This is a genomic window from Proteus sp. HMSC14B05, assembly GCF_001808035.1.
Classification (GTDB): Bacteria; Pseudomonadota; Gammaproteobacteria; order Enterobacterales; family Enterobacteriaceae; genus Proteus; species Proteus mirabilis.
Genome location: NZ_KV791984.1, coordinates 157,678 through 181,181, shown reverse-complemented (window position 1 = coordinate 181,181; position 23,504 = coordinate 157,678). Strand labels below are relative to the sequence as shown.

General features: G+C 38.7%; 23 protein-coding genes and 1 other RNA gene. 15 read left to right on the top strand and 9 right to left on the bottom strand.

Annotation, left to right across the window (positions count from 1 at the left end):
* Window positions 1–292 precede the first annotated feature (292 nt).
* Complete coding sequence (locus tag HMPREF3129_RS18525; protein WP_139142872.1) at window positions 293–676, bottom strand: hypothetical protein; 384 nt, start codon at window positions 674–676, stop codon at window positions 293–295.
* Window positions 677–843: 167 nt separating this feature from the next.
* Here HMPREF3129_RS18525 and HMPREF3129_RS07770 point away from each other — a divergent pair, with 167 nt between their 5' ends.
* From HMPREF3129_RS07770 to HMPREF3129_RS07740, 7 genes are all read left to right on the top strand, one after another.
* Entirely contained in the window at window positions 844–1,413 is a 570-nt protein-coding gene (locus HMPREF3129_RS07770) for a hypothetical protein (RefSeq protein ID WP_036918739.1), read from the top strand.
* 174 nt (window positions 1,414–1,587) lie between these two features.
* Window positions 1,588–3,192 carry a type I restriction-modification system subunit M gene (locus HMPREF3129_RS07765; protein WP_036918737.1) on the top strand — a complete coding sequence of 535 codons (1,605 nt, stop codon included), beginning with the start codon at window positions 1,588–1,590 and terminating at the stop codon, window positions 3,190–3,192.
* A complete protein-coding gene (locus HMPREF3129_RS07760; RefSeq protein ID WP_036918735.1) occupies window positions 3,182–4,531 on the top strand; it encodes a restriction endonuclease subunit S in 1,350 nt (449 codons plus the stop codon). Before HMPREF3129_RS07765 ends, HMPREF3129_RS07760 begins: the two co-directional genes overlap by 11 nt.
* 110 nt (window positions 4,532–4,641) lie before the next feature.
* Window positions 4,642–7,920 carry a type I restriction endonuclease subunit R gene (locus HMPREF3129_RS07755; RefSeq protein WP_036918733.1) on the top strand — a complete coding sequence of 1,093 codons (3,279 nt, stop codon included), beginning with the start codon at window positions 4,642–4,644 and terminating at the stop codon, window positions 7,918–7,920.
* 69 nt (window positions 7,921–7,989) lie between these two features.
* A complete protein-coding gene (locus tag HMPREF3129_RS18520) occupies window positions 7,990–8,166 on the top strand; it encodes a hypothetical protein (RefSeq protein WP_223302936.1) in 177 nt (58 codons plus the stop codon).
* 32 nt (window positions 8,167–8,198) lie between these two features.
* Complete coding sequence (locus HMPREF3129_RS07750; RefSeq protein ID WP_004248469.1) at window positions 8,199–8,924, top strand: hypothetical protein; 726 nt, start codon at window positions 8,199–8,201, stop codon at window positions 8,922–8,924.
* Between the two features lie 904 nt (window positions 8,925–9,828).
* Window positions 9,829–10,596 carry a reverse transcriptase domain-containing protein gene (locus tag HMPREF3129_RS07740; protein ID WP_036918729.1) on the top strand — a complete coding sequence of 256 codons (768 nt, stop codon included), beginning with the start codon at window positions 9,829–9,831 and terminating at the stop codon, window positions 10,594–10,596.
* Window positions 10,597–10,642: 46 nt separating this feature from the next.
* Here the strand turns inward: HMPREF3129_RS07740 and HMPREF3129_RS07735 are convergent, their stop codons facing one another.
* The 3 genes from HMPREF3129_RS07735 to smpB form a co-directional block, all read right to left on the bottom strand.
* A complete protein-coding gene (locus HMPREF3129_RS07735; protein ID WP_036918727.1) occupies window positions 10,643–11,005 on the bottom strand; it encodes a hypothetical protein in 363 nt (120 codons plus the stop codon).
* 158 nt (window positions 11,006–11,163) lie between these two features.
* Window positions 11,164–11,530, bottom strand: a transfer-messenger RNA (tmRNA) gene (gene ssrA / locus HMPREF3129_RS07730).
* A gap of 59 nt (window positions 11,531–11,589) precedes the next feature.
* Complete coding sequence (gene smpB, locus HMPREF3129_RS07725; RefSeq protein ID WP_004243915.1) at window positions 11,590–12,072, bottom strand: SsrA-binding protein SmpB; 483 nt, start codon at window positions 12,070–12,072, stop codon at window positions 11,590–11,592.
* Window positions 12,073–12,228: 156 nt separating this feature from the next.
* Between smpB and HMPREF3129_RS07720 the strand changes: the two genes are divergently transcribed.
* Window positions 12,229–12,663 carry a type II toxin-antitoxin system RatA family toxin gene (locus tag HMPREF3129_RS07720; RefSeq protein WP_004243914.1) on the top strand — a complete coding sequence of 145 codons (435 nt, stop codon included), beginning with the start codon at window positions 12,229–12,231 and terminating at the stop codon, window positions 12,661–12,663.
* The gene (locus HMPREF3129_RS07715) at window positions 12,656–12,949 is read left to right on the top strand and encodes an RnfH family protein (protein WP_004243913.1); all 294 of its coding nucleotides are present in this window, start codon (window positions 12,656–12,658) and stop codon (window positions 12,947–12,949) included. The genes HMPREF3129_RS07720 and HMPREF3129_RS07715 overlap by 8 nt, the downstream gene beginning before the upstream one ends.
* 132 nt (window positions 12,950–13,081) lie before the next feature.
* On the opposite strand, the gene bamE is transcribed toward HMPREF3129_RS07715, so the two are convergent.
* The 3 genes from bamE to nadK all read right to left on the bottom strand — a co-directional run bounded on the left by bamE (window position 13,082) and on the right by nadK (window position 16,204).
* The gene (bamE, locus tag HMPREF3129_RS07710; RefSeq protein ID WP_004243912.1) at window positions 13,082–13,444 is read right to left on the bottom strand and encodes an outer membrane protein assembly factor BamE; all 363 of its coding nucleotides are present in this window, start codon (window positions 13,442–13,444) and stop codon (window positions 13,082–13,084) included.
* A gap of 113 nt (window positions 13,445–13,557) precedes the next feature.
* Window positions 13,558–15,219 (bottom strand): DNA repair protein RecN, encoded by a 1,662-nt coding sequence (gene recN / locus HMPREF3129_RS07705; RefSeq protein ID WP_004248462.1) that lies wholly within the window; start codon window positions 15,217–15,219, stop codon window positions 13,558–13,560.
* A gap of 85 nt (window positions 15,220–15,304) precedes the next feature.
* On the bottom strand, window positions 15,305–16,204 hold the full coding sequence (gene nadK, locus HMPREF3129_RS07700; RefSeq protein WP_004243910.1) for an NAD(+) kinase: 900 nt from the start codon (window positions 16,202–16,204) through the stop codon (window positions 15,305–15,307).
* A gap of 102 nt (window positions 16,205–16,306) precedes the next feature.
* Here nadK and grpE point away from each other — a divergent pair, with 102 nt between their 5' ends.
* On the top strand, window positions 16,307–16,918 hold the full coding sequence (gene grpE / locus HMPREF3129_RS07695; protein ID WP_004243909.1) for a nucleotide exchange factor GrpE: 612 nt from the start codon (window positions 16,307–16,309) through the stop codon (window positions 16,916–16,918).
* Window positions 16,919–17,009: 91 nt separating this feature from the next.
* Here the strand turns inward: grpE and ung are convergent, their stop codons facing one another.
* Complete coding sequence (gene ung, locus HMPREF3129_RS07690; protein WP_026090412.1) at window positions 17,010–17,690, bottom strand: uracil-DNA glycosylase; 681 nt, start codon at window positions 17,688–17,690, stop codon at window positions 17,010–17,012.
* 334 nt (window positions 17,691–18,024) lie between these two features.
* Here ung and grcA point away from each other — a divergent pair, with 334 nt between their 5' ends.
* Window positions 18,025–18,408, top strand: coding sequence for an autonomous glycyl radical cofactor GrcA (gene grcA / locus HMPREF3129_RS07680; protein ID WP_004248459.1), 384 nt, complete (start codon window positions 18,025–18,027; stop codon window positions 18,406–18,408).
* A 150-nt stretch (window positions 18,409–18,558) separates the two neighbouring features.
* Here grcA and srmB read toward each other — a convergent pair whose 3' ends face one another.
* The gene (srmB, locus tag HMPREF3129_RS07675) at window positions 18,559–19,914 is read right to left on the bottom strand and encodes an ATP-dependent RNA helicase SrmB (RefSeq protein WP_004243902.1); all 1,356 of its coding nucleotides are present in this window, start codon (window positions 19,912–19,914) and stop codon (window positions 18,559–18,561) included.
* 268 nt (window positions 19,915–20,182) lie between these two features.
* On the opposite strand from srmB, the gene trmN reads away from it, so the two are divergent.
* The 4 genes from trmN to rseB all read left to right on the top strand — a co-directional run bounded on the left by trmN (window position 20,183) and on the right by rseB (window position 23,501).
* A complete protein-coding gene (gene trmN / locus HMPREF3129_RS07670; protein ID WP_004243900.1) occupies window positions 20,183–20,941 on the top strand; it encodes a tRNA(1)(Val) (adenine(37)-N(6))-methyltransferase TrmN in 759 nt (252 codons plus the stop codon).
* Window positions 20,942–21,241: 300 nt separating this feature from the next.
* The gene (gene rpoE, locus HMPREF3129_RS07665; RefSeq protein WP_004243899.1) at window positions 21,242–21,820 is read left to right on the top strand and encodes an RNA polymerase sigma factor RpoE; all 579 of its coding nucleotides are present in this window, start codon (window positions 21,242–21,244) and stop codon (window positions 21,818–21,820) included.
* 37 nt (window positions 21,821–21,857) lie between these two features.
* Window positions 21,858–22,481 carry an anti-sigma-E factor RseA gene (gene rseA, locus HMPREF3129_RS07660; RefSeq protein WP_036920112.1) on the top strand — a complete coding sequence of 208 codons (624 nt, stop codon included), beginning with the start codon at window positions 21,858–21,860 and terminating at the stop codon, window positions 22,479–22,481.
* 48 nt (window positions 22,482–22,529) lie between these two features.
* Window positions 22,530–23,501: a sigma-E factor regulatory protein RseB gene (gene rseB / locus HMPREF3129_RS07655; protein ID WP_004243896.1), complete on the top strand. Its 972-nt coding sequence runs from the start codon at window positions 22,530–22,532 to the stop codon at window positions 23,499–23,501.
* Window positions 23,502–23,504: the final 3 nt, after the last annotated feature.

The window sequence follows — 23,504 nt, the reverse complement described above, 5'->3', positions numbered from 1 at the left end:
TTTAATATATCTAATTTAGACTTTCTTAAACTGAATTTATTTTAATATCTAATATTATCTAAAAAAGATAATTTAAAATGGAGTTTTAATTTTAACTTTAATTTTTATTTTTAATAGATATGTAATGTTTATATTTAATGGTTGAAATTTATAATGCGATACTCTTATTTAGAGTGTTTTGTATTTCAATATAAAAACGATAAGATAATAAACGCATTAAAACGCTTCACTCCAATTGCTGGGGGAGTTAGTCGAGTCCAATTATCCAATGGTTTCGATAGATGTCTAAAAATTATAGTCTTTCCCCAGCCACTGACATCTTAGCCAGATCTAGATTATTAGCCAAGCAGTTAGAAAATATTGGGGATGATGCGTTTAAACTAGCACAATTGCTGGCATCCGATAAAACAGCTATAGTAGCAGAACAAGGTCTGTTTGCATTAAAAGATTTAGCTAAATAGATATAAATATATAACCATTTGGGGCATTTAATCTTAAATTTTTTGGCTGCATCATCTACAATTTCGGCGTATTTAATACCGTTACGAGGGATCGTATTCGCTAATGTTCTACCGCCAACATACTGTAGTTCTCGAACAAGTAGATGTAGAATTTCTTCATCTGATTTATTATAGTTTTTAGCGTTCAGCAACACACTTTTTACTTTATCTGACATTGATAAACCAAACTTTCCAGTATTGGTTATGTAATTAATCAGTAAATCGATGCCATTTTAGAGTTTGAAATAATAGTTCTTATTATTTTCACGAAAGGTTATGGCAATAAATAGGTCGATAGTTTGAACTATAACTAATTAATTTAGGGAAATAAATTAAGGTTTTTATGGAATACCAATTCAAATCATATAGTAAAGGCAGCAAGAAAAAATCATTACCTTCTTACATCTTTGTTATCCTGTACTGCTCTTGGTTAGCTTATCTATTTTTGTCGCTTTATTTAGGCGATAGCATTGTATTATTTGAATGGTTTCCTAAATGGACGATTATTATTATTTTTGCTATTTTCACAGGGATTATTGGGGGAATATGGCACCCTTTCTTTCGCCCATCAAAGTATGTTATCAGTGATTATTATTGGGGGGCTTTTCTTGGCCTTATGATAATTATTCCAACTTTTAATGTGCTTGCTTATTTATCATTAGACCAAACAATTCACTACCAAACACAATATCATATCGTCTCGCCAGGGCCTGAACGTCTTAAAGCCCCTCAATGTGAATATGGTATACGGATAAAAGAAATTTATACAGGGGAATGGGTTTTTTGGTGTATTAGAGATCCAAAATCGAAAACCAAGGAAAATACGGGAACCGTATGGGTTACAGCAAAAACAGGGCCTATTGGTGCAGATATTGTTGATTATCAGTTTTACCCTCCTAATGCTCAGCAATAAATATTAGGTATCTAGGTTGATATAATTTAGCTTTTACCACCCAAACCAACCTGATTTTATGAGATAATCTTAACCAAACCTATTTTGTATATATTATCGGCAGTTAGCGTAAAAATAACCGACGCTAACTTAGCGCTTGCCGATAATAACTGATAAAAAAGAGAATCTATCGACATGGCTAAATCACCCGCGAAGAAAACAACCAAAGGCTTTGAAGAGACCCTTTGGGATACTGCTAATCAACTGCGTGGCAGTGTTGAATCTTCTGAGTATAAGCATGTGGTACTCAGTTTGGTGTTCCTGAAATTTATCAGTGATAAATTCGAAGCCAAACGTAGCCAATTAATCAAGAATGGTCAGGAAGCCTTTGTTGATATGGATGTTTTCTATCAACAAGATAACGTTTTCTTTTTACCACAAGTATCCCGTTGGTCTTATGTCCAAGAGCGTGCGAAACAAGATGATATTGCGGTGATTATTGACACTGCATTATCCACTATCGAAAAAAGCAACGCATCCTTAACGGGCGCATTACCCGATAACTACTTTTCTCGCCAAGGGCTAGAGCCGAAAAAGCTCGCTTCACTTATCGACAGCATTGAAAACATCAATACCCTCGCCACGGAATGTGGGGTAGGGGAAGAAGATCTAGTTGGTCGCGTTTATGAATATTTTTTAGGGCGTTTTGCCGCCAGCGAAGGTAAAGGTGGGGGCGAGTTCTATACGCCAAAATCGGTAGTTACATTACTTGCTGAAATGCTCGAACCTTATCAAGGCAAAGTGTACGACCCGTGCTGCGGCTCCGGCGGTATGTTTGTGCAGTCACTAAAGTTTGTCGAAAGCCACCAAGGGAAAAGCAAAGATATTGCAATTTACGGGCAGGAACTGACTAGCACCACCTATAAACTGGCGAAAATGAACTTGGCGGTAAGGGGGCTAACAGGCAATTTAGGGGAACGCCCTGCAGATACTTTTTTTGCCGACCAACACCCTGATCTAAAAGCCGATTTTATTATGGCGAATCCGCCGTTTAACTTAAAAGATTGGCGCAATGAAGCCGAACTGACTAATGACCCGCGTTTTGCTGGCTTTCGCACGCCACCAACAGGGAATGCTAACTATGCGTGGATCTTACATATGCTGTCTAAGCTGAGTGAGGATGGTGTTGCGGGGTTTGTGTTAGCCAACGGTTCGATGAGTTCGAATACCAGCGGTGAGGGTGAAATTCGCCAAAAACTCATCGAAGATGATCGTATTGAGTGCATGATTGCACTACCCGGTCAGCTCTTTTTTACCACGCAAATTCCTGTTTGCTTATGGTTTATCAGTAAAAGTAAACAAGCCAGCGCCAAATATGGTTATCGTGATCGCCAAGGGGAAACCTTGTTTATCGATGCCCGTCACCTTGGCACTATGATCAGCCGTACCCAAAAAGAGCTTACCGCAGAGGATATCGCCACTATCGCTGATACCTTCCATGCGTGGCGCAGTAGTGAAAGTGAATTGAAACGTCGTATTGCTGACAAAGAAATCGGTATTGAGCAGTATCAAGATAAGGCAGGCTTTTGCAAAGTTGCTACCCTTGATGATATCAAGGCCAATGATTTTGTGTTAACGCCGGGACGCTATGTGGGCGCTGCGGAGGTTAAAGATGATGGTGTGGCATTTGAAACCAAGATGCAGGAACTAACCCAAACCCTTTATCGCCAGATGGATGAAGCGGCAGAGTTGGATAAGGCTATCCGTAAAAATATGGAGGTGTTGGGTTATGGGGAGTAAATGGCAACAAATACCTTTAGGTCAATTGATCTCCTTACAAAGAGGTCATGATCTACCCACACAAAATAGAGTCAATGGTCAAATACCTGTCATGGGTTCCTCTGGATTAACTGGATGGCACAATGTGTCAAAATGTACAGGCCCTGGGGTTGTGATTGGCCGTAGTGGGAATTCAATGGGGGTAGTAAGTTATTCTGATTCGGATTTTTGGCCTCTGAATACGTGCTTATATGTAACAGATTTCAAAGGGAATGATGAAAAATATATTTATTATATGCTTCAACAGATTGATTTTGATAAATTTAATTCAGGTAGTGCACAAAAATCTCTAAATAGAAATGCAGTTTATCCATACAATGTGATGGCAACCATTGATATAGAAGAACAAAAAAGTATAGGTAAGATCCTTGCTAATTTTGAAGACAAAATCACCCTCAACCGCCAAATCAACCAAACCCTAGAACAAATGGCGCAAACCCTATTTAAATCATGGTTTGTAGATTTTGATCCTGTGGTTGATAACGCACTAGATGCTGGTTTTTTTGAGCAGGATTTAGGCTTCTCTGATGAATTACTGCATCGGGTTGAAATACGTAAAGCTGTGCGTGAAAGTGGTAATTTTAAACCGTTATCAGAGGATATTAGGCGGTTATTTCCTGATTCTTTTGAAGAGTGTGCAGAGTCTGCGTTGGGACTTGGTGGTTGGGTGCCGAAGAGATGGCAAATATCAACAGTAGATGATGAACTTACTGTAAAAGGTGGTTCTACCCCAAGCACTGCAAATCCAGAATTTTGGGAGAGGGGGAATATTCACTGGACATCTCCAAAAGACCTTTCCGGTAGCCAAGAGAAAATAATGCTCGATACAGAGCGAAAAATCACTGAACTTGGACTAAGAAAAATCACATCTGGATTACTTCCTATCAATACAGTATTGATGTCTTCACGAGCCCCTATTGGCTACCTTGCTATGGCAAAAATTCCAGTTGCGATTAATCAGGGATATATTGCAATTACTACAACAAAAAGACTTTCACAGGAGTATGTCCTTTATTGGTTGGATTCTTCGATGGATGAAATTAAAGGGATCGCTGGTGGTACAACCTTTGCTGAAATCAGTAAGAAAACGTTTAAGAGTATCTCAATGATTATACCTGATTCTCAAGTGATTGAGAAATATACAGTTATAATTAAAAGTTATCTTAATAAAGCAACGTTAAATGCAAAAGAGAGGGGAGGCTTAGAAAAACTCCGCGACACACTCCTCCCAAAACTTATCTCCGGCGAGTTGTCTTTGAGTGATATAAAAATAGATATTCCAGAAGAAACACTCATCTAATTTATGCGACCGCTTCACATTTTTCTTATTGTGAGGCGGTTTTTGTTATCGAATCAATTAAACTATTTTAATTAAAACAATTCGCTAAAAATAAAAAAGAAGCCACTGATATGAGCCATATCTTCACTGAAGCTAAATTGGAACAGGCGATAATAGAACTGTTAGGACAACATACAAACAATGCTGGGCAAACCTGCTATCCGCATTATCTCGGCATTACTATTCCTCGCAAAAACAACAGTGAAGTATTGATAGTGGATGATTTGCGCCAGTATCTTGCTAAACAGTATCAAGCAGATGGCATCACCGACGGTGAGATCACTAAGATTGTACAGCAGTTGCAATCTCTCCCTGCGAGTGATCTCTACCAAAGCAACAAAACCTTCTGCCATTGGCTCAGTAACGGCTTTTTACTTAAGCGTGAAGATCGCAACCAAAAGGACCTATATATCGAACTTATCGATACTCAAACCTTGCCCGACCAATTAGTAAAATTATTTGCAGGGGAAGAAGTGCTATCCGTGGCAGATAATAATCGCTATCGGCTAGTTAATCAGTTAGAAATAGAAGGTCAGGCGCGAGACGACGGGGTGCAACTGCGAATCCCTGATGCGATTTTATACGTCAACGGGCTACCGCTGGTGGTCTTTGAATTCAAATCGGCAGTGCGTGAGGAAGAGGCAACGCTATTTGATGCATGGACACAGCTTTGTGTGCGTTATCGTCGCGATATTCCCAAGTTATTTGTCTATAACGCCTTGTGTATTCTTAGCGATGGCGTGAATAACAAGATGGGTAATCTATTTGCCCCTTATGAATTCTACTACGCATGGCGTAAAATTAACGGCAACGAATCAACGGAAAAGCAGGGCATCAACGGCCTGTACACCTTAATTGAAGGGTTATTCCACCCTGCTCGTTTATTGGACGTACTAAAAAACTTTGTTTTCTTCCCTGATACCAGTAAGCATGAAGTGAAAGTGTGCTGCCGCTACCCACAGTATTACGCGGCTCGTAAGCTCTATTACAACATTGAGAAAGAGCGTAAACAGATCACTGCGGATGGTGAAAATATCGGTGGTAGTGGTAAAGGGGGCACCTACTTTGGCGCCACAGGGTGTGGTAAAAGCTACACCATGCAGTTTTTAGCGCGTCTATTGATGAAAAGCGTCGATTTTGCCAGCCCAACGATTATTTTAATCACTGATCGCACCGATCTTGATGAACAGTTGGCAAAACAGTTTTGCAATGCAAAGGCCTTTATTGGCGATGAAATTATTGTGCCTGTCACCAGTCGTCAAGATTTACGTGATAAGCTTGCAGGACGTGCTAGTGGCGGGGTATTCCTCACCACTATTCATAAATTTACTGAAGATATCCAACTGCTTTCTGAGCGCAGTAATATTATCTGTATCTCAGATGAAGCTCACCGTAGCCAAATCAATCTCGACCAAAAAATTATCATCAACCAAGAAGACGGTACGGTTAAAAAGACCTACGGTTTTGCTAAATATCTACATGATTCACTGCCGAATGCTACTTACGTCGGTTTTACCGGAACGCCTATCGACGCCACCTTAGATGTCTTCGGGGAAACTATCGATAGCTACACCATGACCGAATCAGTAAATGATGAGATCACCGTGCGCATTGTGTACGAAGGGCGTGCGGCTAAAATTGCCCTTGATAACAGCAAACTGGAAGAGATCGAACGTTATTATCAAGAATGTGAAGCCCAAGGCACTAGCGAATATCAGATAGAAGAAAGCAAAAAAGCCATGGCGAACATGAACTCTATTTTGAGTGATCCTGATCGTATTGATACGTTAGCGAAAGATTTTGCGCAACATTATGAAAAACGAGTAGAAGAAGGTTCTACCATCAAAGGGAAAGCGATGGTGGTTTGTGCTAGCCGTGATATTGCTTATGCGTTTTATCAGAGCCTAAAATTACAACGGCCAGAGTGGTTTGAAGCGAAACAGGCAATTGACGGTGTGGAACTCACCGAACAAGAGAAAAGCGAGTTAATGCCTTTACCAATGGTCAATATGGTGATGACTCGTGGGAAAGATGATCATGAGGCGATGTACAACTTACTGGGAACAAAAGACTACCGCAGAGAGTTAGATAAACAGTTTAAGAACCCGAAATCCAACTTTAAAATCGCCATTGTGGTGGATATGTGGCTGACGGGCTTTGATGTGCCTGAGCTAGATACCATCTATATCGACAAGCCGCTACAAAAGCATAACCTTATTCAAACCATTTCTCGAGTGAATCGTCGTTTTGAGGGGAAAGAGAAGGGGCTGGTTGTTGACTATATCGGGATTAAAAGCCGTATGAATATGGCGCTGGCGATGTATTCTAAAGCCGATAAATCTAACTTTGAAGATGTTCAGCAATCCATTGTAGAAGTCCGTAATCACCTCAATTTGCTTTCACAGGTATTTCATCAATTCGATAGTCGCGATTACTTTTCAGACTCGCCAACACGGCAATTAGACTGCCTTAATCGGGCGGCTGAGTTTGTCCTGCAAACCAAGAAAGTTGAACTGCGCTTTATGGGCTTAGTAAAGCGGTTGAAAGCCGCTTATGATATTTGCGTGGGCAGTGAAGATATCACCCAAGATGAACGTGAACATATCCATTTTTATTTGGCTGTACGCTCTATAGTCTATAAATTAACCAAAGGTGATGCCCCAGATACGGCGCAGATGAATCAAAAAGTGCGAGAGATGATAGCGGAAGCCCTTAAAGCCGAAGGCGTGGAAGAGATCTTCACTTTAGGGGACGAAAAAGCTGAAAATATCGATATTTTTGATGATGAATACATGGCTCGTATCAATAAAATTAAGTTGCCGAATACCAAAATGCAACTGTTGCAAAAGATGCTCCAAAAGGCCATTAGTGATTTCCAAAAGGTCAATCAGCTGCAAGGAATTAATTTCTCCAAGCGTTTCCAAGCATTGGTTGAGCAGTATAACCAACGCAAAGAAAATGATGTGCTCAATGGCGAAGAGTTCGACGATTTCACTGCACAAATGGCGGATATGATTTATGACATCAAGGCAGAAATGATGTCGTTTGAGGATATCGGCATCGATATGGAGGAGAAAGCCTTTCTCGATATTTTGCAGCATATGTGCCAGAAATACGATTTTACCTACGATGACGACAAAATGCTGGCACTTGCTAAGGACATGAAACTTATTGTCGATGACAGCACACAATACCCTGACTGGAGCAACCGGGAAGATATTAAAGCGAAGCTGAAAGTTGACTTGATTTTGTTATTACATCGTTATGGCTTTCCACCCGTGGCCAATGACGAAGTATATAAAAGTGTACTGGAACAAGCCGAGAACTTTAAGAAATATCAGTTGGGGTGATTGGTAATCGCTGAAATATCGAAGGTGACTCTAATTTACTGAATTAACACCCCTAGATGGGAGGAATTGATGGCACAACCGTTTATTCATACCTCTGAGCTTTGCTGGTCACCTCAAGAACTAGGCTTAATGGCCCAAGCGATTGAGTCTTGCTTTTTGCAATATCAAATAAGAGGTGAGGTTGTCAGTTATGATGAAGGCGCAACATTTACACTCTTTAGAATCGAATTGGGTAGAGGGATATAAGGCAAGAATTCTATTACCATGGGAGTAGCTCTATGTTATGGAAAGTTGTTCGTATTGATTTCACTGAGCGTTGTGCTTGTGTTTTCGGTAGCAAAACGCACTATATCACATCAGGTAAGGGATATGTCGTTGTTGATAATGAAGGTAACGAAAGGTTCTCCGGTCCTAATTGCGCGCGCAATCCTGATTATGTTAGTAATCCAGAGGAAAAAGTTCCTGATCTGACGAAGGGATGTTTAGAACCTGATAGTGAAGACGATGGGGCAGCACCAAGTTCTCGGCTTAAAGGTAACAACGGGAAAGTGAGAGTTGCTTCTACAATAGATGAACATAGCAAACAAAACGCTATCGCATATCTGTTATTGCGTGTTCAAAAACTTCAAAGTATCCCTAAAATTAAATACAGCAAACTCGATGCTATTTATAGACGATATCAATTGGCTAGCTTAACAGATAACGATTTTATTTTTTTGTACAAATTAATAGACAGTAACTCTTTTCCAGAATATTCACTTAAAAATTTGCAGGCTTTTTATGCTTGTGAATTTTGGATCAATCAATTTATTCAAGATAATCAGGAAAAGGATTTAAGCTATGTTGAAAGTCTACGGAGTTATCTTCATGCTAAACTAGCATTGACTCCGTCTCAAATTACTGGATTGAATAAATGGTTCGATAATACTAATGGACGAAAAATGGTTAGATTAAAACCTAACCCATTTGCTATCGATCCAACAGTGTATTGGAAGAAAAAATAACCTAGGATTTTTTATTTATTTGAGATTATGGTGACTAGTCCTGATATAGGTTGACAACTTTTCAGGACTAGTCACTCAATATAACCACTTCTACGCCACGCTAAGGCGTTCAATACTCACAATACATTTGCATTAGCTAAAAATGGATCGCATCGATAGCGCGTGGCTCAGCGCGCGCAATACCCACGAAATAAAATCATTCGCCACGTAAAACGCACTACTCCGCACCCGCCTGCACAATTTGGATCTAAAAATTATTTCAGTTTGAATTTTTTACAAAACATATCGCGAGGGCGCGCGGGGATAGGGGGCTTTGCATAGGTGTCAAACTGAAATGATTGTAAAAGATTTCAGGTGATTTCAGTTTGAGGGATAAGGGAAGCAACTAAATTTTATTTTAATTAATTGATAAGTAAAGATAATTATTGTTTTACGTGGTAAGGTTAAAAAAAGATGGGTATTACCTAAAAATAAACTTTTATGAAAAATCAATTAAGTAGCTTTAAGTTATTTGATCATTTACTGAAATTATATATTATTAACTTAACCTGACGTTAGGCTTTTTGGCCTCACTCTGAAATAAACTTTTGCCACACTTAGTGGAATGTTAATAGTCGCCTTAGGTTACGACGAATTGTCGCAAACTCGTCGCAAAGTTGTCACAAGTTGTTCCTAAGTGTGTATTGTTTTTAGTCTAGACCATGCGCTTGCGCTAAGTATCGTCAGGGTATTTCGGAGAATATATTTATGAAAATAAATTATGGCTTAGCTAATGAGCGAATTTTTTTGATGATTGGTATCATTAAATTAGTTGATGCTAGCATTTCATTAGCTGATAATTTAATCGATTTTGTCATCAAACATTACGACCTCATTAGCATGGTCTTCTACTATAAAAAAAACGATGAAGAATTATCAAGAACGTTGGATTCATAAATTTGAGCTTAAGAAAGATAAATGGGTTTATGTACCTTCTGAGTTAACAAGAAGTGAAGGTATAAAAATATTAAATAGTTTATCTACTAAATGGACTCCTCCTGTATATTTTTATCATTTTCGAAAAGGTGGACATATTGAAGCTTTAAAAGTTCATTTAGATAGCTATTATTTTGCTTATATTGATCTTAAAGGTTTTTTTAATTCAACTAGTCGAAGTCGTGTTTCTAGAGCGTTAAAAGAATTTTACTCATATGAGCAAGCTCGTAATATAGCGAAAATGTCTACAATAAAAAACCCAACAGACTCAAGGTTAGCTCATATTTTGCCTTTTGGTTTTTTACAATCACCTATGTTAGCAACTCTTTGCTTACATAAAAGTTATTTAGGAAATGTATTATTAGAATTATTTAATAAAAAAAATGTAAAAATAAGTGTGTATATGGATGATATAGTTATTTCTGCTGATGATAAGGATACTCTTGATGTTATATATTGTAAATTGATTCAATGTGTTGAGAAATCAAAATATATTATTAGTGATAAAAGAACACCACCATCAACTAAAATTACAGTATTTAATATAGAGATAGAACATCATTCATTAAGAATAACGCAAAAAAGAATGTTGGAGTTTTTAATTGAATATATTAAAACCAAATCACCTTATGTAAAAAAAGGTATTTTAACATATATTAAGACAGTTAATTTAGAACAATATAACTACATAAAATAAAAACCACTTGTTTAAAAGTGATTTTTATTTTTTTATAAGAATCAATTTATTTTTTTTCTTCACGATGAGAAAGACGAATACCATCGCATTTCTCAAGTAAGCGTTGCGCTTCTTCTTCTGAATAACCTTTTAAATCGATAATTTTCTTATCTGTGTACACTTCAACTCTGATATTACGTTGTTGGTTAAACATTTTTAATATCCCTAATAGCTTAGGCACCATAACTGTGGTTTTTGTAAGTGTTTCATATAACACCCGCAAAACACTAGGCGCACCAACAGAAAAATATTTTACTTCACCAGCATCCAAGCCAGCTTGTTTACATTTTATCAGAAAATCAGCCTTTAGATCATCAGGGAGTTGTATTGATATATCACTATATTTAGGTGGTTTTTCATTTGTATTCACTGAATATTACCTTCTTAAAGGATTATAAGAAAAATTAAACAGTATGGATTGAAACAACTAGATGTATTGATTAAATAGCTAATCTTTTTCTGTGTGGACGTAATGTGGACATTCTAAAAATTAAGGGGCTACGTTTTCACGTAACCCCTTGTTTTATTTGGTGGAGCTGGCGGGAGTTGAACCCGCGTCCGAAATTTCTACATCCGCGGCACTACATGCTTAGTCTAGTCTTTAAATTCACTTACTTGCTGCGGACAGACACGCCACAAATAAGCTAGCTTGATTAAATTTAACGCTTCAACCCCAAGCTAGGCATCCACGCGATCTCTTTTGGGTTTGACTCCTCTTTATCCCCGTCTTAAGAGCGGAAGCTAGGGAGAGAAGGCTCTAGGCAGGTTATTAAGCTGCTAGTGCTTTATATTGATTGTCGTTTGCGACTATCTTTTTGCGGCTTTTTACGAGGCCAACCGCCCCTCGGCATGCACCTTGGGTTTCGCAAATCCCGTCGAATCCAGAATCAGCCCCAAGTTGTTGAAAGTGAGTATATCAGAAAAATACCTGCTATTGCTAGTAGTTAACGCAATTTAGCGGTTAGCATTTTTCATGATCCGTGCTTTGTCTAATTTCCACTCACGATCTTTTATGGTGTCACGCTTATCGTGATCTTTTTTACCTTTAGCTACGCCAATTTTGATTTTACACCATGCATTTTTCCAATATAAGGAAAGGGCAACCACGGTGTAACCATCACGGTTTATTTGGCCATAGAGATTAGCTAATTCACGTTGTTTTAATAACAGTTTACGCGTACGTGTCGGATCACAAACAACATGAGTAGAGGCAACGTTTAACGGTGTAATGGTGGCACCAAACAGGTACGCCTCACCATCACGCATGATTACATAGCTATCACTGATATTGGCTTTACCCGCACGCAGTGATTTAACTTCCCAGCCCTGTAACGACAGTCCCGCCTCGATTTCATCTTCAATGAAATATTCATGGCGAGCACGTTTATTGAGTGCAATAGTGGCAGAGCCGGGTTTGTGTGATTTTTTCTTTGTCATAATTTCCACATTATACTGTATGAGCAATAGAAAGAAATCATTTAAGCGTCTGTTTTCTTTTCAATTGCGTAAAACTTAAGCTATATTCCATTAGATTTTTATTTAATCACTGTTCAATGATATGATCGCACACAGTGTTGTCGTACAGGAATAACTATGCCTCAGATTAGTCGATCTGCTCTAGTTCCTTTTAGTGCAGAGCAAATGTTTAAACTAGTGAATGATGTTCTTACTTATCCTGATTTTCTACCAGGATGCGTTGGAAGTAAACTGATCAAAAGCACTCCAGAAGAAATGATTGCATCTGTTCAGGTTTCTAAAGCAGGGATCAGTAAAACATTTACTACCCATAATTTTTTAAAAACCAATGAACGTGTTGATATGCGTCTTGTGGATGGCCCTTTTCGTAAACTAACCGGAGGCTGGGTATTTACCGCATTAGATGATAATGCATGTAAGGTTGAGTTTCAGCTAGACTTTGAGTTCACCAATAAATTAATTGAGTTAGCTTTTGGCCGTATTTTTAAAGACTTAACAAATAATATGGTGCAGGCGTTTACTCAAAGAGCGAAAGAGATTTATCGTGACTAAAATATGGGTTGAGGTAGCCTACGCGTTACCAGATAAACAATATGTTATCCCTGTAGAGCTAACACTGGGGGATACTGTTGAGCAAGCAATCATTGCCTCAAATATTTTAACGATTTGTAATGATATCGATTTAACTAAAAATAAAGTGGGTATCTATAGTCGGCCTGCAAAATTGAGTGATAATGTGCGTGATGGCGATCGCGTTGAAATCTATCGACCGTTAATCGCTGATCCTAAAGAGATGCGCCGTAAACGCGCTGAAAAAGCACGCCAAAAAACTGAATAGTTAACATTTTCACCACGTCATAATCAAATCATTGTATCTCATTGATTGCGCCGATATGTTGGTCATAAAACACACCCCATTGTTGAATTACAAATGGGGTGCAATTTCGTTTTTGCCAATCGTATAGTGAGATTAGTCTTTACTGGTTTGATTAGAAAAACTCGGCATATCACCTTGTTTGTCAATCTTAGTCAGTATGCCATTATTATCAAATGTCAGTGTCAGAGTTTCTTGACGCACTTTTTGATGGCCTGGCTGTTCACGGAAAACATAATACCAAGTTTGAGTTCCGAAAGGATCTTTCAGCATAGGTGTTCCGAGGGCAAATTGAACTTGCTGCTGTGTCATTCCTTGTTGAACTTTGGCGACTTCGGCTGGTGTTAAATAATTACCCTGATTGATATCTGGGTGATAAACCAGTCTTTCGAACATCGAGCAACCTGAAGTCATTACGACTAAAGATAAGGCGGCAACTTTTAACAGTTTAAAACGCATGGCTATTACATTCCTTTTAGGGTCATAGTGACGATGATAATCGACAATGCAGCAATTGAAAACCTTTCACGCTCTGCCTAAGACCCTAAATATCGATAAAAGTTTGTTAATCGTTAGGCTGCCAGCAGATCTTTTGCGTTAGCAAGGGTGTTTTTAGTCACTTCACTTCCTGCTAATAAGCGGGCTAACTCCTGTAAACGCTCTTTTTTAGTTAACAGCTTCATGGTGGTTTCTGTCTCTTCACCATTAGTCTCTTTATTAACAAAATAGTGTTGATGACCACAACCTGCTACTTGCGGTAGGTGAGTAACACACATAACTTGTGTCGATTCGCCTAATTCACGCAATAATTTACCGACAATAGCTGCTGTTGGTCCACTAATACCAACATCCACTTCATCAAAAATCAGCGCGGGTGTATCCATTTTTTTTGCGGTGATCACTTGGATAGCAAGAGCGATACGTGATAGCTCACCGCCAGATGCAACTTTAGAGAGAGCTTGATGAGGTTGCCCCGGGTTGGTGGTGACATTGAACTCAACTTTTGTCGCACCATCAATTTGTAAGACATTTTCATCAAACAATGTATCTACAGTTAAATAGCCATGAGGCATTGATAATTGATGCATGCTATTGGTAATCAACTGGCTTAATTCGTGTGCATACTGTTGACGAATTTGATGAAGTTGTTTTGCCACGTCCAATGCAGCTGCATGATCAATTTTAACTTGTTCCATTAATGCATCACAGTCATCATTTTGGCGTAATAGTGCCTCTTTTTCTTCAATTAATTGTTGATGCAATTCATATAGCTCTTCAGGGGTGACACGATGTTTACGAGATAGACTAATATATTTGGAAATACGTTTTTCTAATTCGAATAAACGGTTAGGATCCATTTCTAAACGATCACTGTAGTGGCGTAGTTCATCACTCACTTCGCTAATTTGAATACTTGCTTCTTCCAGCATATCTAACAGTGAATTAAATTGGCTCTCCATTGTGGAAAGTTCGCTGATCTCATGTTTGGCCACATTCAGCATACTTAAAATATTTTGTTCTTCGTTATCACTTAAGATCTGTAAACTATTTTGGCTCAAGGTCAGAAATTGACCACAATTAGATAACCTTTTATATTCTTGATCTAATTCAGGGTATTCCCCCGCAACAGGTTGGAACTCGTTAAGCTCTTTTAAGTGATAATCAATCAGTTGTTGCCTTGCTTCTCTTTCTAAAGATTGTTGTTGAAAAGTCGCTAAGGTTTGGCAACTTTGATGCCAGGTTTGATAAGCCGCTTTCATCTTTTTTAATAAAGCAGGTTCATTAGCATAGATATCAAGTAAATGTTTTTGGTAGCGAGGCTCTAATAGTTGTTGATGAGCATGTTGCCCATGAATTTGGATCAGCAATGAGCCAAGCTCTCTTAGTTGAGACAAAGGGACAGAAGTACCATTAATAAAACCACGAGAGCGGCCATCTGCTGCAATGGTTCTTCTTAATAGGCATTCGTTATGATCGTCAAGATGATGTTCTTCTAACCAACGCTGGGCGGAAGGAGTATCAGAGAGTGAAAATCGTGCGCATAAATCCGCTCTAGTGGCACCAGGGCGAACCATATTAGCATCACCACGGTTTCCTAAACACAAGCCTAATGCGTCAATTGCAATAGATTTACCTGCGCCCGTTTCACCGGTAATTGTGGTCATGCCACCAGAAAAGTCGATTTCAAGTTCACGGACTATGGCAAAATGACTAATAGTTAATTGAGTCAGCATAGTGCCTCTCCTGTATAAAAACATATCTGTAATTACATACAGTATAAACTGGTTTTTTATACAGTAAAGTAGCGAGGCACAAAAATCAGAACATTTTTTTTGACCAACCTAATTTTGAGCTGAGTGTATTAAAATAGTTGTAGTCAGTTGGGTGGACTAAGTTAAGTTTTTGTCGACTCCGCTTAATAATTACCTCATCCCCTTCTTTGATAGGTAACACAAGCTGACTATCACAACTGACTTCATAATCAATATTGGTTTGTGAGAATTTTAAGCGAATTTGACTGTCGCTACTAATGACTAAAGGGCGTGAAGAGAGCGTATGGGGAAACATCGGAACCAGCGCAATCGCATCAAGATTAGGTGTAAGAATAGGGCCTCCTGCAGAGAGTGAATACGCCGTCGATCCGGTTGGTGTGGTAATAATTAGACCATCAGAACGTTGTGAAAATGCAAAACGATCATCAATATAGACTTCAAACTCAATCATATGCGCCACTTTGCCGGGGTGAAGTACGACTTCATTAATGGCGGTGCCAATCCGTGTTCTTTGTCCTTCAGCACAGACGCGAGCTTCAAGTAAGAAGCGTTTTTCTTCACGATAATGGCCTGCTAATACATTAGTTAATTGTTGTAATGCGTTATCAGGATCAAGATCGGTCAGAAAACCTAAGTTACCGCGGTTTACACCAATCACTTTGATATTATAGCGCGATAAAACACGGGCGGCGCCTAGCATATTGCCATCACCCCCGACAACAATAACCAGATCAGCGAGTTTGCCGACTTGTGTTAAATCGCCCGTTTGTGCATCGGTGAGTTTTAATTCTTCAGCAACTTGGGTATCGATAATGACGTCATATCCTTTATCAAGGAGCCAATAATAGAGCATTTCATGTGTCGAAAGTGCTTCAGGATGGCGGGGATGACCGACGATGCCAATGCATTTAAATTGTTTTTCTTCCGTTACGGTATTATCTGGCATTTTTTTTTACCCTCGTTTAGCGCCTATTCCTTGAAACCCGTTTATTGATCCCCATAATAAACTAAATATGAAGATGAATACTAAAACTACGCGGAGATATTCATGAGTAGTAAAGAACAAAACGTACATGAAGAGCAAGTCTCAAAAGAAAAAGAAGGAATGGAATCGGTAATGAATGAATCTCAAGAGCAAGTGAAAAGCGAAGACGCTCAGGCGGAGTTTGATGCACAAGCTGAGTTAGTTCAAGCGCTTGCACGCGTTGATGAGCTGGAAAAACAGTTGCAGCAATCACAAAAAACGGAACGTGAAGCGATGATCCGTGCTCAAGCCGAAATTGAGAATATTCGCCGTCGTACTCAACAGGATGTTGAAAAAGCACATAAATTTGCGCTTGAGAAATTTTCTAATGAGCTACTACCTGTATTGGATAATTTAGAGCGTGCTTTATCTGCCGCTGATCATGAAAATGAACAAATGAAACCGATGATTGAAGGTTTAGAGTTAACCCTGAAATCATTCTTAGATGCGGTGCGTAAGTTTGGTATTGAAGTCGTTGAAGAAAAAAATGTCGCCTTCAATCCTGAAGTACACCAAGCGATGACATTAATTGATAGCCCTGAGCATGAAGCAAACCATGTCGTTGATGTGATGCAAAAAGGCTATACCTTAAATGGTCGTCTATTACGTCCAGCAATGGTAGTGGTATCGAAATAAGAGCCATAATTCTTATATCAATGCGCCAATAAGTCAGGGCGTGAGATAAGTAAACCGCACTTTTGTGCGGTTTTGTGTTTTTATCACTAGCTTATTTAATAGGATCAAGCTGCCAATTAATGAGCGTGCGTCCTTGTTGCGCTAATAGATTATTGGTTTGTTTAAAATGACCACAGCCTAAAAAACCACGATGTGCAGAGAGTGGTGAAGGGTGAGGGGCTTTTAAGATAAAGTGTTTATTAGTATCAATAAAACGACCTTTTTTCTGAGCATGAGCGCCCCAAAGTAGGAAAATAACGCCTTCACGACGTTGATTAATTTGTTCGATAACCGCGTCAGTAAAAACTTCCCAACCATAGTTAGCATGAGAGTGAGCTTGGCCTTTCTCTACCGTAAGAACAGTATTAAGTAGTAATACCCCTTGTTGAGCCCAACTCTCAAGATAACCATGATTAGGTCGTTTGAAGTCAGGGTATTCTTGTTCAAGCTCTTTATACATATTAACTAATGAAGGGGGAGCCGGAACACCGGGACGTACAGAAAAGGAAAGCCCATGGGCTTGATTGGGGCCGTGGTAAGGATCTTGACCTAAAATCACAACATTAACATTTTCAAAGGGAGTGAAGCGAAAAGCGTTAAATACATCTTCTTGTGGAGGATAAATTATTTTGCCTGCTTGTCTTTGTTGTGCGACTTGAGACAAAATTTGCTGAAAATAGGGTTTTTCTTTTTCAGCACCTATTACATCATGCCAAGTTAATGGTGTAGTCATAACATAAAATCCTTGTTGATATCTTATGGGGCTAAGCTTACCGATTTCACCCATGGAAAGAAAATGTTCCGTCTCGAAAAAATCGAATTAATTGTTATTTAAAAAATTTTTTGAAAATTTACAAAAAAAATTGCAATTATATGGGTTGTAATTATTGATTTAAAACAAGACTTTGCACCATTACCCGTTATGTCCTTATCAATTTTATTGATATTTATCAAAGAATGACGCCATTTATACTGGTATATAAGTAAACAGAAACATTGGTTAGACCAAATACCCAAATTCTGATATGCCATTAGAATTTGATTTTGTGCCCACATTGGAGGTCGAAATGATTACTGGTATCCAAATTACTAAAGCTGATAACGACGATTTATTACATTCTTTTTGGTTGTTAGATGATGAAAACGGCGAAGCACGTTGTATTTGTGCAAAAAAAGGCTTTGAAGAAGGCCAAGTTGTTAGCCGTGATGCATTAGGCAACATCGAATACCGTGAAGTACCGGTAGAATCTAAACCGGTAGTACGTGTAGAAGGTGGTCAACACCTAAACGTTAACGTATTAAGCCGTGAAACATTAGAAGATGCCGTTAACAATCCTGAGAAATATCCTCAATTGACTATTCGTGTATCCGGCTATGCAGTGCGTTTTAACTCACTGACACCAGAACAACAACGTGATGTAATTACTCGTACTTTCACTGAAAGCCTGTAATTTTCACTAAAAATCATTAAGTAATGATAGAACCTGGTATGTTTATATCAGGTTTTTTTGTTTATAAATAAAGAAGATAATATAAAAAACCGCCGTTATTAAATAACGACGGTTTTTTATTATGGTTCAAAGTAACGTAAAGAAGACAGATTATTGTTGCTCTGTTTTTATATGATTAGTTTTTTCCGCAGTGATGGTGGTTTTATCAGTAGCGGTTTTACGGCGTTTACCAATATTTTTACGATCGCGTGCGCGTACTTTCTCTTTTACGTTTTTTTTCTCTTCTACTTTTTTCGCTTTGCGTTTTGCTAATACTTTTTTAGAAGGCTTAAATGATGCTTTTTGACTAGGGGCTTTAGTCACTGGACGTAATTGGGCTACAACACGATATTTAATCGGCTCTTGGATATAACGGCTAATTTTACCAAGTAGCGGATAATCGTGTGCTTCAACTAATGAAATGGCAGTCCCTTTACGACCCGCTCGACCTGTACGGCCAATACGGTGCAAATAAACATCAGCTGTGCGCGGTAAGTCAAAGTTAAAGACGTGGGTGATATCTTCTAAATCAAGACCTCGAGACGCCACATCTGTCGCAATCAGCACATGCATTTTGCCAGACTCTACACGTTTAATCGCTTCGTTACGTTGTGTTTGAGCCATTTCGCCTTCAAGGTAGCTGGCTTTGATACCTTGTTTTTCTAATGCTGCGGCTAACTCTCTGACTCGCTCTCTTTTACGTACAAAAACAATCGATTTTTTAACTTCTTCTTGTTTGAGTAAATGTGCAAGTAAGGCAGTTTTATGGTCAAGATTATCTGCATGATAGTAAAATTGTTGAATTTTTTTACGCTCACGACGAGAAGGGTCAGCGTTCAGTTCAACCGGTTCATTAAGAATTCGCTGTGCAAAATCAATCACAGCATTGCCTTCTAATGTGGCTGAAAAGAGTAATGTTTGTTTACGCCAACGAGTTTCCCCAGCAATAGTTTCAATATCGTTAGCAAAACCCATATCTAACATACGATCAGCTTCATCGAGGATCAGCATTTCAACAGCACGACAGTCAAAGTTCTCTTCTTTGATGTACTGCAATAAGCGACCTGTTGTGGCAACAACAATATCTTGGTTCTCACTAAAAACTTCTGCGTGATTCATATAAGCAACACCGCCGGTGATAGTGGCGATGTCTAGATGGGTATGAGCACATAATTCTTTTGCTTGATCAGCGACTTGCATAGCAAGTTCACGGGTTGGAGTTAAGATCAGAACACGAGGCGGCCCTGATTTTTTTCGTGGATAATCAAGTAAATGTTGAATAGCAGGAAGTAAGAATGCCGCTGTTTTCCCTGTACCCGTTGGTGCAGAGCCTAATATATCACGTCCTTCCATTGCGGCAGGGATAGCTTCTGCTTGGATAGCAGTAGGACGTTGATATCCTTTTTCTTCTAATGCGGTCAATAAACTTTCATCAAGTTCAAGACTGGAAAATGTCGTGGCTGTCATTGTATACCTCTATTTAGGGCGCGGATTTTGACATTATCCTCTGTTAAAAGCCAGAGGATTTACCGCTATCACATTATATATCATCGATTGTTTCAGCTATGTGTTGTTTTTTAGGCTTAAAGTCAATAAGCAAGCATCGAATATAAAGCGTTTAATGTTAAGATAGAGGTAGCAAAAAAGTTATCTTACCATATATCGCTTTTTCTATTATATGGATTGCATTCATTCTAAGAATAGAAAGAGTTATACAAATCATTAGAGCGATTCAATGAAGCAAAAGAAAGTAAAGAAAGCAGGTTTACGCAAAGGCGGGTTTACATTTAAACAATTTTTTGTCGCTCATGATAAGTGTGAAATGAAAGTGGGTACTGATGGCGTTTTATTAGGTGCTTGGGCGCCTATCACTAAAGCAAAAACGGTGCTCGATATTGGTACAGGAAGTGGATTAATTGCCTTGATGTTAGCGCAACGTGCCCCGCAGGTTGAGCGTATTGATGGTATTGAACTTGATGAAGATGCCGCATTACAGGCGCGTGAAAATGCGCAACAATCACAGTGGAGTTCGTTAATCCATATTTATCATCATGATATTTATCAATATGCGCAACAAGCGCCAACTCGCTATGATCTTATTGTGAGTAATCCACCCTATTTTGAGCCAGCGGTTGCATGCCGTAACCAAGAGCGCGAGCAAGCCCGTTATACGAAAACATTGACCCATGAAGGTTTGCTTGATAATGCACAACAGCTTATTACAGATGAAGGCCTATTTTGTGTGGTGTTACCCTATTTAATCGGTGAACAGTTTATTGAAATCTCACAAAGAAAAGGGTGGAATGTCGTACAGCGAGTTAATATTAAAGATAGTGCAGATAAGCCTTACCATCGCATATTGCTAGCCTTTCAAAGACAGTATCAAGGCGAAACTAAACCATGTAATATTGAAGAGCTGATTATCCGCAATAATGACGGTCATTACACAACCCAGTTCCAATCTTGGGTCACTGATTTTTATTTATATTATTAAAGACTAATGTTGCCGTTAATATTACATTGTTTAAGATTGTATATATTGTTGTAAATAAAGGTATATATTTAAATTATCACATTGTGTTATCGCTTTTTTCTTGGCAAATTGCAGATTGGTTGGTGATTACAACGACAGTTTTTTGTGATTCATCTCTTATTATTATAATTGAATTGAACTTCATTCTATTTTAATGCTCTAACGTAAGTAGCTCATAAAAACGAGAAGGAATAACGAGAGTAATATGACGGAGTCATTGAAAAATAGTTTGAGGCTTGACTTCGGGAGAGTCCATCTCTAATGAGCGAGCAGTTAACGGACCAAATGTTGGTCGAGAAGGTACAACTGGGTGACCAGAAAGCGTTTAACTTGCTAGTTATCCGCTATCAGCACAAGGTAGCAAGTCTGATTTCCCGTTATGTACCTCAGGGTGATGTGCCAGATGTTGCACAAGAAGCCTTTATAAAAGCCTATCGAGCTATTGGATCATTCCGTGGTGATAGCGCATTTTATACATGGCTTTATCGCATCGCTGTGAATACAGCTAAAAATTATCTGGTAGCACAAGGGCGGCGTCCGCCTTCAAATGACTTAGATGCGAGTGATGTTGAAAATTTTGAAACATCAAATGCATTAAAAGAAATTTCGAACCCTGAGAATTTAATGTTGTCTGAAGAGTTACGGAGAGTAGTTTTTCAAACCATAGAGTCGTTACCCGAAGATTTAAGGGTTGCTATTACACTTCGGGAACTTGACGGCTTAAGCTATGAAGAGATAGCCGTTATTATGGATTGCCCTGTAGGTACAGTTCGTTCACGTATTTTTAGGGCGCGAGAAGCTATTGATAATAAGGTTCAACCATTAATACAAGAGTTATAAGATGGCTGAACCCTCATTTACTGAAGGGTACTTTTACATGCAAAAAGAGAAACTTTCTGCATTTATGGATGGCGAAGTTCTTGATAAAGAATTAATGGGATCGATTGCCCGTGATGAATCTATGAAAGAAACATGGCAACGTTACCACTTAGTTCGTGATGCAATGCGTGGTGATGTAGGAGAGGTTATCCACTTTGATATCGCAAGTCGCGTAGCACTCGCTTTAGAAAATGAGCCAGTCCGCATAAGTCCTGAACAACAGCAAGAGCAGCAACCTGCGCCTTCTCAATGGCGTCAGCACTCTTTCTTACAAAAATTACGTCCTTGGGCTAGCCAGTTAACACAAATTGGTGTTGCTGCCTGTGTGTCATTAGCTGTCATTGTGGGTGTTCAGCAATATAATGGCAACAATAGCGCTGAGGATTTCCAAGTTGATACGCCGGTGTTTAATACTCAACCTATTATGGGGAATGGAGCACCAGTCAGCTTAAATTTACAAAGTGATAATTTAGGCCAAAATCAACAAACACGTCTACAAGAGCGTAATCAACGCCTTGGAATTATGTTGCAACAGTATGAGTTAGATCGCCGTATCTACAATGCACCACAAGATGAAGTGCCTGTAGCATCGCAAAACACAACTCAGCAACAGGCTCAGTAATCATTGTGGTATCAATTTATAATTACGTGTAGGAACAATAGAGTCGTAATGAAAAAATCATGGTTATCCGCTTTACTTTTAGCGGGTTACCTATCAATACCAACACAAGCCTTGGCACAACCTCAAATAGGAAATGCCGAGGCTTTGTTGCAAAAGATGGGTAATACAACGCAAACCGCTACTTACGAATTATCTTTTATTAATATCAATTCTCAAGGTATTGTTCCTATTCGTTATCGTCATGCACTTGTCGATGGTAAACCTGTGGCACAATTAATGCAGATGGATAGCACTCGTCGAGAAATCGTGCAACGAGGGAATGAAATCAGTTATTTTGAACCAGGTTTAGATGCGTTTAGTTTGCGTAATGAACATATCGTTGATTATCTCCCTGCTATCATTTATCAAAATTTTGCTGAACTCGCTGAGTATTACAATTTTATTGATGCGGGAAGAACGCATATCGGCGACATTCCAAGTCGTGTTGTTCGTGTGCTATCAAAAAATAATGACCGTTATGAATATGTCTTATTTATTGATGAAGAGAGATATTTGCCATTAAGGGTTGATCTGCTTGATAAAAATAATGACGTTATTGAACAATTTCGGGTGATCACCGCTAATCAAAATAAAGAAATCATCAGTGAGTTAGATTCACTCAATAAAGTGAATATGCCCCCGCTATTGTTGATCCCCAAAGCCACTCAAGCACTGAATTACAATTGGCGTGTGACAACGTTACCAGAAGGATTTAAAGAGGTAAAACGTAGCAATCATCAAATTGCTGAAAATGAATTTAGTCAATCTATTTTATATAGTGACGGCTTATTCGATTTCTCCATTTATGTTAACAAAAGTGGTCAGCAATTAAATTCCCCCGAACGTGATAAAGCATTGAGATATGGTCGTAATACAATTTATACCTATGATAAAGATGGCAATGAAATTACCTTTATTGGACAATTGCCATTTATAACAGCACAGAAAATCGTCAACAGTGTGGTGTTTACCAAAAAGTAAAAG